Annotated in this window: 15 protein-coding genes; 8 read left to right on the top strand and 7 right to left on the bottom strand. The window is 40.1% G+C overall.

The genetic code is table 11. From position 1 onward, the window contains the following. Positions 1-15 precede the first annotated feature (15 nt). The gene (locus PN838_RS12335) at positions 16-1620 is read right to left on the bottom strand and encodes a hypothetical protein (protein WP_272180857.1); all 1605 of its coding nucleotides are present in this window, start codon (positions 1618-1620) and stop codon (positions 16-18) included. Between the two features lie 650 nt (positions 1621-2270). On the opposite strand from PN838_RS12335, the gene PN838_RS27315 reads away from it, so the two are divergent. The 4 genes from PN838_RS27315 (at position 2271) to PN838_RS12350 (ending at position 4692) form a co-directional block, all read left to right on the top strand. Continuing rightward, positions 2271-2684 (top strand): peptidylprolyl isomerase, encoded by a 414-nt coding sequence (locus tag PN838_RS27315; protein WP_370661030.1) that lies wholly within the window; start codon positions 2271-2273, stop codon positions 2682-2684. Beyond that, positions 2630-2869: a peptidylprolyl isomerase gene (locus PN838_RS27320; RefSeq protein WP_370661031.1), complete on the top strand. Its 240-nt coding sequence runs from the start codon at positions 2630-2632 to the stop codon at positions 2867-2869. Before PN838_RS27315 ends, PN838_RS27320 begins: the two co-directional genes overlap by 55 nt. Positions 2870-2957: 88 nt before the next feature. Next, the gene (locus PN838_RS12345) at positions 2958-3281 is read left to right on the top strand and encodes a hypothetical protein (RefSeq protein ID WP_215963364.1); all 324 of its coding nucleotides are present in this window, start codon (positions 2958-2960) and stop codon (positions 3279-3281) included. Positions 3282-3408: 127 nt separating this feature from the next. Beyond that, positions 3409-4692, top strand: coding sequence for an AmpG family muropeptide MFS transporter (locus PN838_RS12350; RefSeq protein WP_272182583.1), 1284 nt, complete (start codon positions 3409-3411; stop codon positions 4690-4692). 380 nt (positions 4693-5072) lie between these two features. Here the strand turns inward: PN838_RS12350 and PN838_RS12355 are convergent, their stop codons facing one another. From PN838_RS12355 to erpA, 5 genes are all read right to left on the bottom strand, one after another. Then, positions 5073-7337, bottom strand: coding sequence for an efflux RND transporter permease subunit (locus tag PN838_RS12355; protein ID WP_334313508.1), 2265 nt, complete (start codon positions 7335-7337; stop codon positions 5073-5075). Positions 7338-7341: 4 nt separating this feature from the next. After that, positions 7342-8211, bottom strand: coding sequence for an efflux RND transporter permease subunit (locus tag PN838_RS12360; protein ID WP_272180858.1), 870 nt, complete (start codon positions 8209-8211; stop codon positions 7342-7344). Positions 8212-8224: 13 nt separating this feature from the next. Beyond that, the gene (locus PN838_RS12365) at positions 8225-8395 is read right to left on the bottom strand and encodes a hypothetical protein (RefSeq protein WP_272180859.1); all 171 of its coding nucleotides are present in this window, start codon (positions 8393-8395) and stop codon (positions 8225-8227) included. Beyond that, entirely contained in the window at positions 8392-9312 is a 921-nt protein-coding gene (locus PN838_RS12370; protein ID WP_272180860.1) for an efflux RND transporter periplasmic adaptor subunit, read from the bottom strand. Before PN838_RS12370 ends, PN838_RS12365 begins: the two co-directional genes overlap by 4 nt. A 144-nt stretch (positions 9313-9456) precedes the next feature. After that, positions 9457-9822, bottom strand: coding sequence for an iron-sulfur cluster insertion protein ErpA (gene erpA, locus PN838_RS12375; RefSeq protein WP_215963446.1), 366 nt, complete (start codon positions 9820-9822; stop codon positions 9457-9459). Positions 9823-10212: 390 nt separating this feature from the next. On the opposite strand from erpA, the gene PN838_RS12380 reads away from it, so the two are divergent. The 4 genes from PN838_RS12380 (at position 10213) to PN838_RS12395 (ending at position 15712) form a co-directional block, all read left to right on the top strand. Next, positions 10213-12495 (top strand): calcium-binding protein, encoded by a 2283-nt coding sequence (locus tag PN838_RS12380; RefSeq protein ID WP_272180861.1) that lies wholly within the window; start codon positions 10213-10215, stop codon positions 12493-12495. Beyond that, the gene (locus PN838_RS12385) at positions 12416-12964 is read left to right on the top strand and encodes a hypothetical protein (RefSeq protein WP_272180862.1); all 549 of its coding nucleotides are present in this window, start codon (positions 12416-12418) and stop codon (positions 12962-12964) included. The genes PN838_RS12380 and PN838_RS12385 overlap by 80 nt, the downstream gene beginning before the upstream one ends. A 443-nt stretch (positions 12965-13407) precedes the next feature. Continuing rightward, on the top strand, positions 13408-14601 hold the full coding sequence (locus PN838_RS12390) for a tetratricopeptide repeat protein (protein WP_272180863.1): 1194 nt from the start codon (positions 13408-13410) through the stop codon (positions 14599-14601). Further along, complete coding sequence (locus tag PN838_RS12395; protein WP_272180864.1) at positions 14525-15712, top strand: tetratricopeptide repeat protein; 1188 nt, start codon at positions 14525-14527, stop codon at positions 15710-15712. Before PN838_RS12390 ends, PN838_RS12395 begins: the two co-directional genes overlap by 77 nt. Here PN838_RS12395 and PN838_RS12400 read toward each other — a convergent pair. Beyond that, complete coding sequence (locus PN838_RS12400; protein ID WP_215963358.1) at positions 15701-16417, bottom strand: DUF6776 family protein; 717 nt, start codon at positions 16415-16417, stop codon at positions 15701-15703. The two genes, PN838_RS12395 and PN838_RS12400, sit on opposite strands and share 12 nt — an antisense overlap. Between the last annotated feature and the right edge of the window lie 8 nt (positions 16418-16425).

Here is a 16425-nt window from a genome sequence, read left to right on the forward strand (position 1 = left end):
TGCCAATATAGGTTTTTACATATTCAGCAAACATCTTACTTGATGCAAGTCGCTGCAAATCATGAAAATAATCTTTTTCTCTAAGTTAGAAATTGATATGTTGCCAACTCCTAAATGTTCAATAAAACTTGTACGCTTATCCATAACATAGGTAAATGGCATGCTTTCATGGTTCGCACTCACAACTGAACGCAAGGCTTGCGTTAACCCTAAAATGTCCTCCGTTTTGCCGCTGGCTTTAAGTTGACCGCAATAACGTTGAAGAAAATCGCTAAGTAACTGACGTCCTTGATGTTCTTTTGCCACTCCTTCAACTTTTAATCTCAGCAGTGTGCCGTCGCCTTCAATGACACTATAAGTTTGGTTTTTAACGGTTCGGTTCATTCGACGGCTGACGCTAGGCAAAGTAACAAGCACTTCATCATTTGCATTAAAGTCTAACGACTCGTCAAATTTAACAGCCAAACCTTTAGTTGAGAAGTTGAGGGTCTTGCCAACAAATGATTTTTTGGTTTTACGGTGAATAACGATACACGTAGTATTGCAGTGGAATCTATCCTCCATTCGGCAGTCGTTATTATTATTTACCGCAACGCTGATTTTTTGAGTAGCCATCCGGGGTCTTATAACGTACTGCAGAAGTGAAACAGGTAAGCTCTCACTGTTGTCTTGTTTAGCATAAGGCTTCAACAAGTTTAAGTTCCATAACATATCAGACACATCACTCACAGACAGCAATTTGTCACTGCTAGATAACAATGTTGTGACGTCTCGAGATGGCGGTTTGTTGATCGACTGCAGGCGGATATTATTTTGCGAATTTAAAACCGAAGGCGCTTCGATATTACTTCGAATATGTGTCGACATAATATCAATTTTAATTAGTCGCACTTCTTCACTTGTGAGCGCGTCTTGTAATTCTGGGTGCTCTGCTAACACCAAAGACAACTTGGTAAAATCCACTGCGACAAAATCGGTTTGATCGTTAACCAGTAACTTCTTAATGAGATAAAATTTAGTAATGTTTTGGCTTTGGGATAAAACCGCTTGAAACTCCGGTTTGAGAACGAGTGCACTAACGACACAGGAATGCTGATCTATTTGTAGCGACTCCCAAAATGTATAATTGGAATCACTTAAAAATACCGAGAGCGGTTTAAAATTATTTAATCCGTTATCAAGGGTATAAAAAACAGACTTGTTATTGTTTAAATAATGTTGCTCTAACACCCGCTGTTCAATGCTATCTACTAGCGCATTAATATCGATATCATCTTCTGAAACGTCGTGTTTTATTCCACATTCTCTAATGCTTTTGATCTTTCTGCGGTTCAGTTGGATCAGCTTAGTGTCAATCGCAGGCCCCGTTTCTTTCTCACTTTCGGGTAAGCGAGCGTATCGGCGCTTGGCATAATTGCTCAGCTCTTCGTAAACACCTAGTGTGTATCTGCCCTCTGTTTTATCTAGCAGGGCGTTAAATACATCTATTGATTCAGGGTCAAGGAAGTGACGAATACCATTACATTCGAAAGACTTACACATCTCATAGAAATAAATTCTAAAATCCAATACGCGTGCGCAGGGCTCACCAATATGATTAATCCCTTTAAGTATCGCCATCCGTTCAGAAAACGTCGCTTTTTTGCGGTGTGCTGAACTAAAGTCGACAACTTAGGATCACCAGCTCGTGATACCAACGTCCACATCAGATATTTAAATTTAGTTATATCTACGCCATCGAATTGCATAATTTAACAATTTATTTTTATTATTGGTTTGCTTAATTTTTAATCGAATAAAAACATTACTTTATTTAAATGTATTTGTAAACTCCGCTTAAAAAGCGCAATTTTTAACATTTATTTAATTTGGTAATTTCTATCAAAATTTAAATTAAGTATTTCAATACACTACGAAGCTGTTTCGTAATCGAAAAAAATAGATACTAAAAGTTATTAAAATTATTGTTCAACAAAATTAAATTAATCATCAACTTAAAACAAGCTACATAAACTAAAACGTCACAAAACAATTACTAACCTTTGAGAAACACGAGTAGCATTTAAAACCTGTAGAACGCTATTTGAATATCATAATATTTTATTGTTACCCTTTTACTTAACCTCAAGCGCATTTAAATAGAAAAACAATCTAGTGCGATTTCTAGGTCGTTTATTGGCTAATTCAGTCGCCTAGGATATGCTTCATCCATTGGTATAAGCCACTGATTTTGTTACTCTGTTGAGGCATCTGTGTAATAGGAAATTTAAATGAAAACAATCCAAAAAATCTTAGTCTGCGTTTTTCTTATGGCGTCTATAGCAAATGTTGCCGCCGCCCCTAGAGGAGAATATATTCAACCAGACAACCTATATCCCAAGGTAAAGTTCATCACTAATATGGGCGAGCTAATTGTTGAGTTAGACAGAGCTAAAGCGCCGATTACGGTGAATAATTTTCTAAGCTATGTCGTTGCTGAGCGCTACAACAACACCCAGTTCCATCGTCTAGAACCACAGTTTGTTCTACAAGGTGGTGGTTACACCACTGAAATGGAAAGTGTTACTGAATACCCGCCAATTGTGAACGAATCAGGAAATGGCCTAAAAACGAGCAATATACAATTTCAATGGCTCGGCAATACGCACCACATTCGGGTACCAGTCAGTTCTTTTTCAACTTAGGGGACAATAAAAGCCTAGACCTAGGCCGAAATTGGGGTTACGCCGTATTTGGTAGTGTTACATTAGGTGAAGACATTTTTGAAAAAATAGAAGCTATTACAACCGGCACGTCACCAGAATTGGGTTGGCCGAGTTTCCCTGATAAACCGATTATTATTCATAAAATAGAAGTACTGGCAGAATAATTTATAACCACTATAATCATTTGGAGGTGGTCAAATAAAGACCACTTGTTAATTCCCTAAAATAATATCAATAAGCGGGAGAGTTATAGTGGCAAACGCAGCTACATTTATCGACAACAAAGCAAGGCAATTATCGTATTATGCTGATGCCTTTGTTTGGGGATCATTACCAGCAAGTGAGGTTAACTTATATTGTTGGGACACGTTAGAGGAATGGTCACAAGTGGCTGCTAATGATGTCAAAATGACGCCAAAAGAAAGTGCTTTTTGGTACTTGTTGCACCAATTAGTGTGCAGTAATTCAAGTGAGATTAAAGGTTGCCCTAAACTTCGCTCTGAAGTAGATACCTGTATTAATTACTTACGAGGTTGTGGTCGTTATCCCGACTTTTGTTGCGGGATCCGCCCATAAAAATGAGTAAATTAATAAAGCGCTTGATTTAACACACATATATAGAAACAATCGGCTTAGTTGATTCCCTAAAGGCCGATTGTTTTTGTCACTCTTATACTCCATAAAAAACGGATTTTCCGTTTATTTGCAAGCTAATGTCATTCGAGTTTTTTTCCTCGGTTTTTCAGCTGGCATCCCCATCATGTTAGTTTTCAGTACCTTGTCTATTTGGCTTGAAGAGGCTGGTGTTCAGCGTTCTAGTATAGGATTTTTTAGCTGGATTACATTGGTTTACGCCTTTAAATGGGTATGGGCGCCTGTCGTCGATAGGTGGTCACTCCCAGTTTTAGCACCATTGTTTGGGCGTAGAAGAAGCTGGCTATTGTTAAGCCAAGTCTGCCTAGTTATGGCAATTGCTTCTATGGGGATGATTGATCCTCAAAGTCATCTTGCTCAAATGGCCGTTGCAGCGCTCGTTGTCGCGTTTTGTTCCGCCACCCAAGACATCGTCATTGACGCCTTTCGAATTGAATCTGGTGAAACGCGCCAACAAGGCGCAATGGCCGCCTCCTATATGGTTGGTTACCGCCTAGCTATGATAGTTGCAACCGCTGGCACTTTACTGCTTGCTACCTATTTTCAAACAGACAGCACGCTTTACCAGTATGCGAGTTGGCGATGGGCTTATTTTGCTATTGCTTGTGTCATGTTGGTGGGCATTGTCGCCACATTATCATCTCCTGAACCAGAAGAGATACAAGTAACTGAGAGCTTAACGCCTCAACCGAGAAATTGGATTAAAAAGCTGTACTACTCTTTAATCCAGCCCGTTATCGACCTATTTGAACGCTTCAAGTGGATAACTTTGATCTTACTTATTTTAATTTGCACATATCGTATTTCCGACATTGTCATGGGTGTGATGGCCAACGTGTTCTATATCGACATGGGTTACACCAAGCAGGATATTGCGGCAATGTCGAAAACATTTGGTGTCGTTATGACATTGCTTGGGGCATTCTTTGCCGGTGGTTTAATTAATCGCTTTGGCATTTTAAAAATACTATTAAGCGGTGCCATTCTATCTGCTGTGACGAATATCCTGTTTATCTATTTGTCCCAGTCAGAACCATCACTTTTATTGCTAGGAACGGTTATTGCTGTCGATAACTTAAGTGCGGGAATTGCAATGGCGGCGCTAATTGGTTTTTTATCGTCTATTACAAATAAAGAATTTACCGCAACCCAATATGCTTGGTTAAGTTCTGCAATGTTACTCTTGCCTAAATTCTTAGGCGGTTTTTCCGGTGTTTGGTTAGAGAGTTTAGGGTATACACATTTTTTCACCATGACCGCTCTTATCGGCATTCCAGCAATTATGTGTATCTTGTACTTGATTAAAAAAGATTGGGTCCCAACAAAACGTTAACTTAATCGAAAAATACGACATTGCTAATGCAACCATGCATTATTTTCATCTACGATGAGCGAAATAGTAGATGCAAAGGCACTAGTTGTGTTTAACTATCAAAATACGAATCGACGGATGTTCACGATAAAATTATGATTAGATTGTTTTTTTACTGCCACTTATTTTATGTTTTATTTGGTGGCTCTATTTAAAAAATAAAGGCTGGACGATAGAACAAGGTAAGCAGGGCTTTTATTATATTATTGGCTTAACCGGCGTTATGGCAGTATTTTTTGGATTGATGTATTTACTAAATCACCACCTCAAATAAAAAAGAGCAGACATTGTCTGCTCTTTTTACATAAGGGTTGAAGACTATTTAATACCAAGCGATACCTTTACGTTGTAGGAGTCGGTGTTATTATTTCAGTAGCCCTTACCTTCCTAACACCACGATACCAAAGCTTAATATTCTCGCCCATCATTAGTAAGCAAGGCGTTAACACTAACGTCAATAAGGTTGAAAACGCTAATCCACCAGCAACGGCTAGGGACAACTGAGACCACCATTGGGTAGAGGGTCCGCCAAATTCCATTAACCTATCCAATAAGTCAATATTAACCTCTAATACCATTGGCATTAACCCTAAAATCGTAGTCACTGTGGTGAGCATAACTGGACGTAAACGTTGCGCGCCGGTTCTTAATATTGCCTCCGCTACTCGCATGCCCTCTTTACGCAGAACATTATAAGTATCAATTAATACAATATTGTTATTAACCACGATACCCGCCAACGAAATAACACCGATACCAGACATTACAATACCAAACGGTTTTTGCACTATCATCAGTCCTAGGAACACGCCAACTGTCGAGAAAATAACAGCGCTTAAAATTAACAAAGCTTGATAGAAACTATTGAACTGAGTAACCAAAATAATCGCCATGACAAACAGTGCCACTAAAAACGCATTTTGTAAGAAACCTTCCGATTCAGCTTGATCTTCATTTTCACCACGAACTTGAATATTAATGGTTTTACTCAAATTTAAGCTGGGTAGTTGTTCCATCAACATCGGAAGCTCTTGGCTAAGCAAAACTCCCGGTGCCATATCTGCTGCTATTTGCACAACGCGTCGGCCATCGACTCGACGAATAACATCAACTTTTGGAACGGCTTTTTGTTCGACAAAATTACTCACAGGAACGAGACCTGATGCGGTTTTTACACGAACCGACTGCAATTGGCCGATATCACGCTTTTCTTCTGGGTAACGAACTCGAATATCCAACTCGTCATCAACATCGTCTGGGCGGTATTCACCAATTTTTAAACCATTTGTAATCATCGAAATTGAGCTACCAACTAAAGTGGCGTCTGCGCCAAAACGCGCGGCATTACTTCTATCGATAAGTAATTGCCATTCGATACCATCCTTATTTGCGGTGTCACTTATATTGATAAATTTCTCTGTTTCATCGAGTGCCTTCCGAATCGTGCGTACGGCATCTGACAGCTCCTCAGTAAAACGTGAACTTAGTTCGAGTACTAACGCTTTACCACCACTTGGGCCATTTTCATCTTTGCGGACTTCAATTTCGACGCCGGCGATATCTTCCGTCAAAGAATAAACATCGGCAATGATTTTGTCCGCCTTTCGGCGTACTTGCCAATCAACTAAATTCATTCGCATGTAGCCAACTTGATCACTACCACCAGTACGCGCATAAAGGGTTTCAATTTCTTCGAGGCCCACCAAACGCTGTTCTATTTTTTGCATGATTTTGTCTTTTTCATGAATCGACAAATCACCATGGGAACGTACTGTAATATTCGCGCCAACAGGCTCAACATTTGGGAAAAACTCAACACCTAAACCACTTGCACCGTAACCCATAAACACTGCAATGGAGATCGCAATAGAGAGCAACAACGTTTTAAACGGGTGCGCGATTGCCTTCGCCAGAACGCCAACATAACGACCGGTAAAGCCACCTAGCTTGGTTATGTCACCTTCTTCAGCTTGTATTAATTGACGTTTTTTCTTGTCACTCAATGGTCGAACTTTACCGATTAGTGAACCAATGGCGGGAACAAAGATCAGGGCCATAAACAGCGAGGCTGTTAACACAGCAATAAGTGTAATAGGTAAGTATTTCATAAACTCACCCATCATTCCCGGCCAGAATATTAACGGCGCAAAAGCGGCTAAGGTTGTTGCTGTAGATGCAATAATTGGCCATGCCATTCGCCTAGATGCCACTCGATATGCCTCTTTACGTGGTTTACCTTCACTCATCATCCTATCGGCAAATTCGGTCACCACTATGGCACCGTCAACTAACATACCCACGGCCATTATTAATGAAAAAGAACAACCATGTTGACCGTCATTCCCATTAAAGATATCACCAGGATACCCGTCAAAAATGAGCCTTAGTATTGATATACCAACTAATATTGCAGAACGGCTGCCTAGTGTGGCAATAATTACAATAACAACCAAGATAACCGCTGAGAGAACATTGTTCTGCAAATCTTTTAACATCTGCCTAACATCTTTTGATTGATCGCCGGTATAAGTAACTTCGATATGCTCAGGCCATAACCCTTTGCCCTGCTCAACAATATCCTTAACCTTCTCAATGGTTTCAATAATGTTTTCACCTTGATCGCTTTTTAATTTCTAGTGACACCGCGGGGTGAGCATTTAAACGAGCAAAACTATTTGGATCCTTATAAGAGCGGCGGACTTGAGCAACGTCACCAAATGTTATGACTTTATCACCGTCAATTTTAATTGGCTGGTCGTACACGTCTTTTACTGATTCGTAAACAGACGGCACTTTAACCGCAAATCGACCTGCGCCATTATCTAATGTACCTGCTGCAACTAAGCGATTGTTTCGATCTAATAAGTTAAAGATGTCACCTTGATCAAGGCCGTAACTTTCCATCAAAAGTGGGTCAACAACGATTTCAACAATATCTTCGCGGTCACCACCGACTTCAACTTCTAAAACTTCCTTAAGTCCTTCAATTACATCTTTAAGTTCCCGAGCAATAGTGACTAAACCACGTTCCGGCACCGGCCCTGAAAGTACAACTGTTATCACAGGCTGTTCGTCGGCCATACTCACTTGCTTGATTACCGGCTCTTCGGTTTCTGATGGCAGTTTTGCTTTGGCGATTGTCACTTTGTCGCGCACATCGGCTAGCGCTTCTTTTGAATCAAAACCGGCGATAAATTCAAGTTGAACAGAGGCATGACCTTCACTGGCATTGGAGGTCATTTCTTTGACTCCTTCTAAAGACCTAAGCTCATTTTCCATTGGTCTGATTAACATTCGTTCCGCATCTTCTGGCGAAATGCCGTCATGGACAATCGAAACGTAAATAATAGGAATAGTTATATCCGGATTGGACTCTTTAGGAATGTTTGAATAGGTTACTGAACCGGAAATGATCAACAAAATGAAGAGCATTAAAACGGTGCGAGTGCGGTCTAAGGCCGCGTCGATAACACCTAACATATTGCGTCCCTGCCTATAGTTGCTTGTAACTTACATTGACTTTGTCGCCAATTTTTACAAATCCTTGCCCAAGCGTTATTACGTCAGTTTTAGCTTTAAACCCACCTAACCACACGCCATCTTTGTCTGCTTTAATTAAATCAATGGGATTAAATTTTACGACACCATCTTCTACCGTCTTCACCCCAAGTTACCCAACTGGTCAAGTGACAACAGCGCTGGCGTGACTTTTATTGCTAATTCATTGTCAAACAATAATGAAATTTCGGTACTGACACCGGCTCGTAAACGCTGATTAGGATTGTCTATTTCGATTTCAACTGGAAACGTATTGGTCCCTTTATCCGACACGCTTGCTAGATAGCTCATGCGTCCTTTAACGGTAGACCCATCCACCATTTTTACAACAACTTTGGTATTGAGGTCTAACTTAGCGATATGAGATTCAGTTACATTGGCTGAAACAATAAGTGGATTTAAGTCAATCAGAGTAAACATCACTTGGCCCTTGTTTACAAAACTGCCTAGCTCAATGTTTTGCTCGTCCAATACGCCTGAATATGGAGCGCGAATTGTGCTTTTCTCAAGCATGATTTCGCTTTGTCTTAGGTTGGCTTTTGCAGAGACTAGAGCGGCTTTGGCCTGTGCGAGAAGTGATTGTCCCTGAAGTCCTTTCTCAGATAAAGACTTCATGCCGGCATATTCAATCTCACGTTGTTCAACGACCGCTTTGGCAAATTCTATTTGTTCAATTCGGTCATCGATTGCGAGTTTAACAATTGCCTGCCCCTTCTTAACGCTTTGCCCTTCAATCACTAAAATCTCAGCTACGCGACCATCTAGTTCGGCGCTTAGTTTAAGGCTACGTTCGGGTTCTGTACGACCATACAACTCGATGCTGCGGCTAATAGACGAGGCTTCAAATGAAGTGACTTCAACCTTAGGCAACTTGGTTTCATGTTTAGATTCGTTTTTGGCAGCGACTTCTTTACTTTGCAAGCTACCTGATGCCATCCAACCCACGAGAATGACAGTAAGTATCATGGCGAGAATGTAAGGCTTTCTTTCGAATAATCCTAGGGCTTTATTTGTAGCGCTCATATTTTTCCTAAATTTGAACTAAAGAATAGTGGCTGGCTCCATTCTATGGCAACAAACTCAACAAAAATAGGCTACATAATAAAAAATGACCAACTTATTGGTCATTTTTTGTAATATCTTGTGTCTCTTTTTTTACAATTAAGATTAAACGCTGAAACTAGCGCCACAACCGCACGTTGTCGATGCGTTTGGATTGTTAACAAAAAATCGAGAACCCTCTAAACCTTCTGTGTAATCGACAATACCGCCAACTAAATATTGTAGGCTCATTGGATCAATCACCATAGAAACACCTTGTTTAACAACTTCAGTGTCACCTGGGTTTACAGCTTCATCAAAAGTAAATCCATATTGGAATCCAGAACAACCACCACCGGTTACATAAACACGTAGCTTCAATTCAGGATTTTCTTCTTCCTCAACTAACACTTTTACTTTTGCCGCTGCCGCGTCAGAAAACTGAATTGGTAATTCAGGTGCGTCTTGGGCCAAATCAGTTGCGGATACCATTTCTGTCATTACTAAAACCTCTGTTATTAAGGGCGCTGATTATCTAATACCTGACAAATTTAATCAAGTATTCAAGAGAACCAGAAAGCATAATAAAGATAGTTTAAATTGGGCGAGGAAAACCACTGATTAACGCGGTATTCGGCACCAACCGCTTTACCAAGTCAGGCATAGACACAAACAAGAGTTTTTCTTGTTTGTGTCATGATATTACCGATTATGTGTCAGTATTTTTTACAAACCAACTTCATTTTTTCAGTAAGTATGGATATAACCTTGATTATTAAAGGATTCAAAATTTAAGGTATGTTTTTTGCAGTATTTCTAGTATAAAACGTAATGTATCTCGTAAATGTATTAATGGTTAGAAATCCGTAAGGAATAGTTGTTGTGATCTTACCTAAAAACTCGAAATTAGTATTCAAAACTCTTTTGCTTGGGACGTTATTGCTCCCGACTACCACTTTGGCTGCAGCAAATCCCGTCGTAAATGGAACTGAGAATGCCGACACGCTTAATGGCAATAGTGGCGATGATGAAATTAATGGTCTAGGTGGCAATGATACCATTAGTGGTAAAGGCGGCTCAGACATTTTATACGGCAATGACGGTGATGATGAACTTAATGGCGACGGTGGAGCTGATACCTTAGTTGGCGGTGATGGCAACGATATTTTGAAAGGTGGTAATAGCAAAGATACCCTTTTTGGTGATGACGGCGACGACGAATTATATGGTCAAGATGCTGACGATGTGCTTAATGGCGGCAATGGCAACGACATTGTTAGTGGTGGCAATGGTCAAGATTTGATTATTGGCAGTGACGGTAATGATGATATTGACGGCGGAATTGGCAACTATGACAAGTTATCCTATGAAGAATTGAGCCATGCCATTGATGTAAATTTACAAACTGGCTCTGCGACGAATGCGGCAAACTCAAAAACAGATTCCGTTACAAACATTGAACTTGTCGAAGGTTCAGAATTTGACGATACAATAATTGGCGATAGTAAACTCAATATTTTAGATGGTGGCGCAGGGAACGACATTATCGATGCCAGTGACGGTAACGACTTCGTAAAAGGCAGTACAGGTAACGATGTTGTTGAGGGTGGAGCCGGCACAGATACATTATCTTATGCGCATAGCGATAATGCCGTCATGATTGATTTAGCAGATGAAACTTCACAAGATACAGGCCTGAATGGGTTTGACACTATTTCTGGATTTGAAGACTTAATTGGCTCTGTTTTTGGTGACACCCTTAGTGGTGATGACAACGAAAATGAAATCTATGGTGGAAATGGCTCTGACATTATTAATGGTCTAGGTGGTGATGATACCATTTATGGCGATGAAGACTTCACAGCTAATTCAGATACCATTGCAGACTTATATTCAAATCCTGACGTTACCGGTGTTGCAGGCAACGACATTATTAACGGTGGTGACGGTGAAGACACTATTTTTGGTAATGCTGGCAATGACATTATTAGCGGTGGTAACGACGATGATGAAATAGACGGTGGTGACGGCATAGATACAATTCATGGCGATGCTGGCGATGACGTAATTGACGGTGGTGCTGGCGCAGATTTCCTTTATGGTGATTCTGGCGAAGATAATATTCGTGGTCGTGATGGTAACGACAATATTTGGGGTGGCGACGACAACGACAGACTGCGTGGCGATGATGGCGACGATACCCTTTACGGTGAATCTGGAAACGATGAATTAGAAGGTGATGACGGCAACGATACTTTATATGGCGGTGACGGAAACGACACGCTTAAAGGTTTAGCTGACAATGACATCTTATATGGCGGTAAAGGTATCGACTCTTTGAAAGGTGGCAGTGGTGACGACTATTTAGACGGTGGCGAAGGTGCTGATGAATTAATTGGTGAAGGTGGTGACGATACCTTTATTGCTGGCGATGGCGATCTAGTCAACGGCGGAAATGGCGATGACAAAGTCTTTTGGGATAGCTCAGTTGAAGCAAGCGCAACGATTGAAAATAACTCAGATGCATTGTTTGTCTCAGGCCCAATTGATAGCGCCAATGTTGTCGCGACATTTGTCGATAACGATGTACGAGTAAACTTCTCAGAACAAAATAGTGTTTTGTTAACGAATCAAGCGGTTGGTAACAAAGCTTCTATTAAAACAATATCTTCGGTTGATGAATCTGGTGACGTAACGGGTGATTACTTTGCTGACTTAGACGATTATAGTTTTAGCAATCTAATAAATAATGAAACGTTTTCGAATTATGGCATTGAGGGCGAATATCTCACTACGACCGATACAACATTAAACGGAAACCTCAATATAGATGGTGAATTGAGTAATAATTACAACTTTGTTAACAATGGCGACATTCAAGTTCAAAACGAAAGTGTTATTACAAACAAACTAAAAATTACCAATAACGAAGGCAAAAAAATAACCTTCTTAGGTGATGGTTCTATCTCAGGAACCTTTACCAGTGGCGGTTCTGTAAACGACATGGGTCGCATATACAACAACGGTATCATCGAAGTGGGTGACGATTTTATTCTGACCTTAGCAGGCCAAACAATTTCTGGTGATGGCACATTCAAAGGCGCTACCGAAATTTCAGACTCCACAATTAATCCAAGGCAACAGTCCGGGTACTCTGACATTTGAAGGTGACTCTGAATGGACAGCACTTACGTTAGCCATGGAGATTGCTGAAGACAATGGTGTCTTTATTAATGACAAAATTATAGTTGATGGTGACCTGTCTTTCCTTGGGCTTTTTGATTTTGATATTGCATTCCAAGCCCCATTAGATCTGTCAGATATCGAAGGTGAATCATTTACGTATATCGAAGTAAGCGGTGACTTAATTTATGACGGTGTAGTTGTGGAAGATGCTAGCACTTTTGACTTTGGTGATTGGGTTGAAGGTCTTGTTGAAGGCTGGACTTGGAACTGGTTAGGTAATAGCACAGACGGTTGGCAGTTTAATTTAAGCTATATGGTCAGCGACAATGGTGGTGGTGACGGCAACGGTGGTGGCACTACAGATGTCCATGAACCAAATGCAACATTCCTAGTTGGTCTATTTGGCGCTGCATTATTATGGCGTAGAAGAAAGTCGCTACGCGGTTAGTCCAATTTTTACAAATATTTGGAATTGATGTATAAAAGGCGACTCTGTCGCCTTTTTTGTACTCCTATTGTAAGTTGATTATTGTATGGCAAATAAATTTTGCATTTGGGTTTTACTCGTAACTTTTAATTCTGGGTTACTTACTGCATGTTCACCCACACGTACTCCCAATGAACACTTGGAGATGGGCCAAAATAAATTCCAGCAAAAAGAATATGCTCAGGCCATCATCCACTTAAAAATGTCATATCACTCTACAATGCAGAAACTAATGTTGATTTAGACCAAGTACCAAATACCTTTTAGCCAAATCATACGATAGCGTAGGAAAGCAAGAAAACGCCGAGAGATTTTGGGTCGATATTACTGATAGCCCGCGTTTCCAAGTCGAAGCAATTAAAGCACTTTCACAGTATTATTTTGAGGAGGCCAACTTAGTTTCTTTGGCGGACTTAATTGCCAAATACCTCGGTAAAAACGTAGACACAGATCCACTATTGTCGCTCTACCAAGTTTTACTCGCCCAAAAATCCAATGAACCCCAAAATGCCAGAGCTCTTCTATCTCAGTTGACGACGGAAACGTTAGCATCACCTCTTGGTCAATATACGCAAGCATTTGTCAATTCAGAGACGGACCCTCAATCGGCAGTTGAAACAATTTCTAAGCTGATATTGTCAGAACCAGACTATAAAGCGGCTTGGTTATTGCGCGGGCAAATTCATGCGTCGAATGCCAAATACAACGACGCCTATCGAGATTACAGTACCTATCTGACCCTAAACCCAACGGCAACCTATGTACACTTCCTGCTAGCCTTAACAGCACAACATCTTGATAAATATGAGCTAATGCAAAAGCACGTTGCGGTACTTTTAAAGCAAAATCCAGAGCAACCGCTGTCCAATCATCTTCAGGCGCTTATTTTCTATCGACAAAGTAATTTTGAATTAACTAAATTTCATGCCGAATTGTCAATCCAAAATGGCCTAGCAAATTCGACGAATGCGTTAATGGCGGGTATTGCGGCTGCGAATTTGGAACAGTTTGAAGTGGCTTTTAACCATTTAGAACGTCTTCAGGATGAGTTTGCAAATCATCAGGGATTTTTGCGTGTGTTTAGTTGGGTCCAGTTAAATTTAGGGTTGCTGAATGACGCTGTTGCAAAATATAACGAAATTAACGTGGATACCGATTCCGAATTTCATTTAGGCAATTTACTTGTTGATCAGCTTATAGCGAAAAAACAGCTTCAAACGGCAAACGAATTACTCGAAAAATTACAATTTGCCCCTGTTTCTAACCCCATGCTTAAACTCAAACAAGGTATTTTGCAACTTAACGCTGGCAATAAGCATGGCTTAGAAATCATTCAGGGATTAGCACAAGAACAAAAAGATAACGTCACGATCAAAATGGCGCATATTTTAAGTCTCGCTGACCAAGGTAAATACGACGATGCCATGAAACAAGCGATTGATTGGCACTTAGATGATAAAAACAACGTACTAGCCGTGAATGTCATCGCACTTTTACACCAGCAAAACAAGCAATTCGACTATGGCTGCAAAATGGCTACGCCATTCATTGCAACTGCAACCCAAAAATGTTCCTGCTTTACTTCACCTAGGATATAAAGCCCTTGACGATAAAGATAGTTCAACTGCAAAACACTATTTTGAACAGGCGCTACAATTAAAACCTAATCATAAGAAAGCCATAACCGGATTATTGAAACTCAAAGCAAACGATAACAATGCGATTAGTACTAAGCAATTAATGGCCAGTATAAATTTCAACGGCGATGCCATGCCAGCGATCATAGCGATAACTCAATATCTATATCAAGATGGTCAGTACGACAAACTTCGCGAATTAATAAAGTCAAATATCGAAATTACCGATTGGACTTTAGAAATTTGGCAGATATGGCTCCGTGCCCAAATTGCCACTAACCAATTGGATTTAAAGGATGACTTGTATCTTTTCTCTAATCGTTTTCCTGCCGAAGAAACATACCTTTATGTCATTTCACTAATTGAAGATCAGCGCCAATACGATCTAATCTTGACCTATATCTCTTGGCTTGAATCCCATTCAAAATCGAGCAATAACATTCAATACGCTAAGGCAAATGCATTGCTTTATACCGGTGATTTAGCAACTGCAGAGTTTTTAATTACACAATTAAGTGAAAAACCACCATTACCCGCTCTAATGTGGTTAAAAGGTAAATTGTTAATTGAACAGGGTAAAACGTCAGATGGTCTGCTAAAAGTGGCAAACTATTTTAATCAATACCCTACACGAAGTGCGATGATTGAATTAGCGACCGCGGCAAAACAACAAGGTCACTTTGACCATCTTGTTATCATTGCGCATCATTACTTCCGACAATCACCCAATGATCACAATGCCCGGGCGATGGTATCTAATTGGCTAATTCAAAATGCCCCAAAAGCCGCAATTGCGATACTTGATGTCCCCCAATCTCGTCGTTTTATCTTACAACACTGGCAAATATCAAATAATTTGGCATGGTTATACTTGTCTACCAACAAGCCTAAAAACGCCCTTGTATTTGCAGAACAAGCTTATTTGCAACAACCAAAGAATCCCCAAGTCGTTATTAATTACGCTCGTATTTTAAAAACGTTGGGCGAGGTTCAGAAGGCAGTGCAAACATTAAAACGGTTCGCTACGCCAACTGAAGATATGAGATTATTACTAAAGGAATTAGGAGCTTAGTTCAGGCCATTCCAACTTTTCATTAAACGATTTATATGGCTGCCATTTTGTTTTGGGCTGAACCACTTTGATTTCAATGTCTTCTGGAATGAACCCTTCTTTGAGCTCAAACTCACCTTCAAAATATTGAAAATAGTGGAAACTAAAACGTAATTGCTCAGATGCTAGATTTGACATTTTAGCTAAATCCAACGTTCTAGTTTGTCCATCTTCAATGCCTACTATATTTAATTTAATATACCCTTTGGCATTTCGCTTGCGTGTATCCGTTTGCACTAATGCGAACTTAAATTTGTAGTGATTAATTCGATTCGTCGATTCTATGTCAAACTGTTCAATAGCCAAACCGTCTGCGACCAGCTCAGGTGCGAGCACTTTCTGATAAAAGTTGAGCTCAGTTCTGAGTTGCAGCGATTCTTCTTTTAATCCCAACAATTCTTGTTTCATCTGCACTGCAGCATTTTGCTCGACTTCCATTTCAACTGTAAGGTAGTTTATTTGCCTGATCTTCTGGTCTAACTCCTCATACAGCCCTGTAAGTCTTTGCTGTTGTGTATTTAACTGATTTTTCTGCCAAATAACAATTTGCCCACTCAATTGAAAACCGGCATAAAATACCGCCGCCAATATAACGATGAGTAATAATAAAAACTGAAAGCGACCTAAACGGTTCTTAATACTTTCGAAACTCCACCACGCATTCATAAAAGATA

Origin of the sequence: Psychrosphaera algicola, assembly GCF_028401425.1 — a bacterium.
Classification (GTDB): domain Bacteria; phylum Pseudomonadota; class Gammaproteobacteria; order Enterobacterales; family Alteromonadaceae; genus Psychrosphaera; species Psychrosphaera algicola.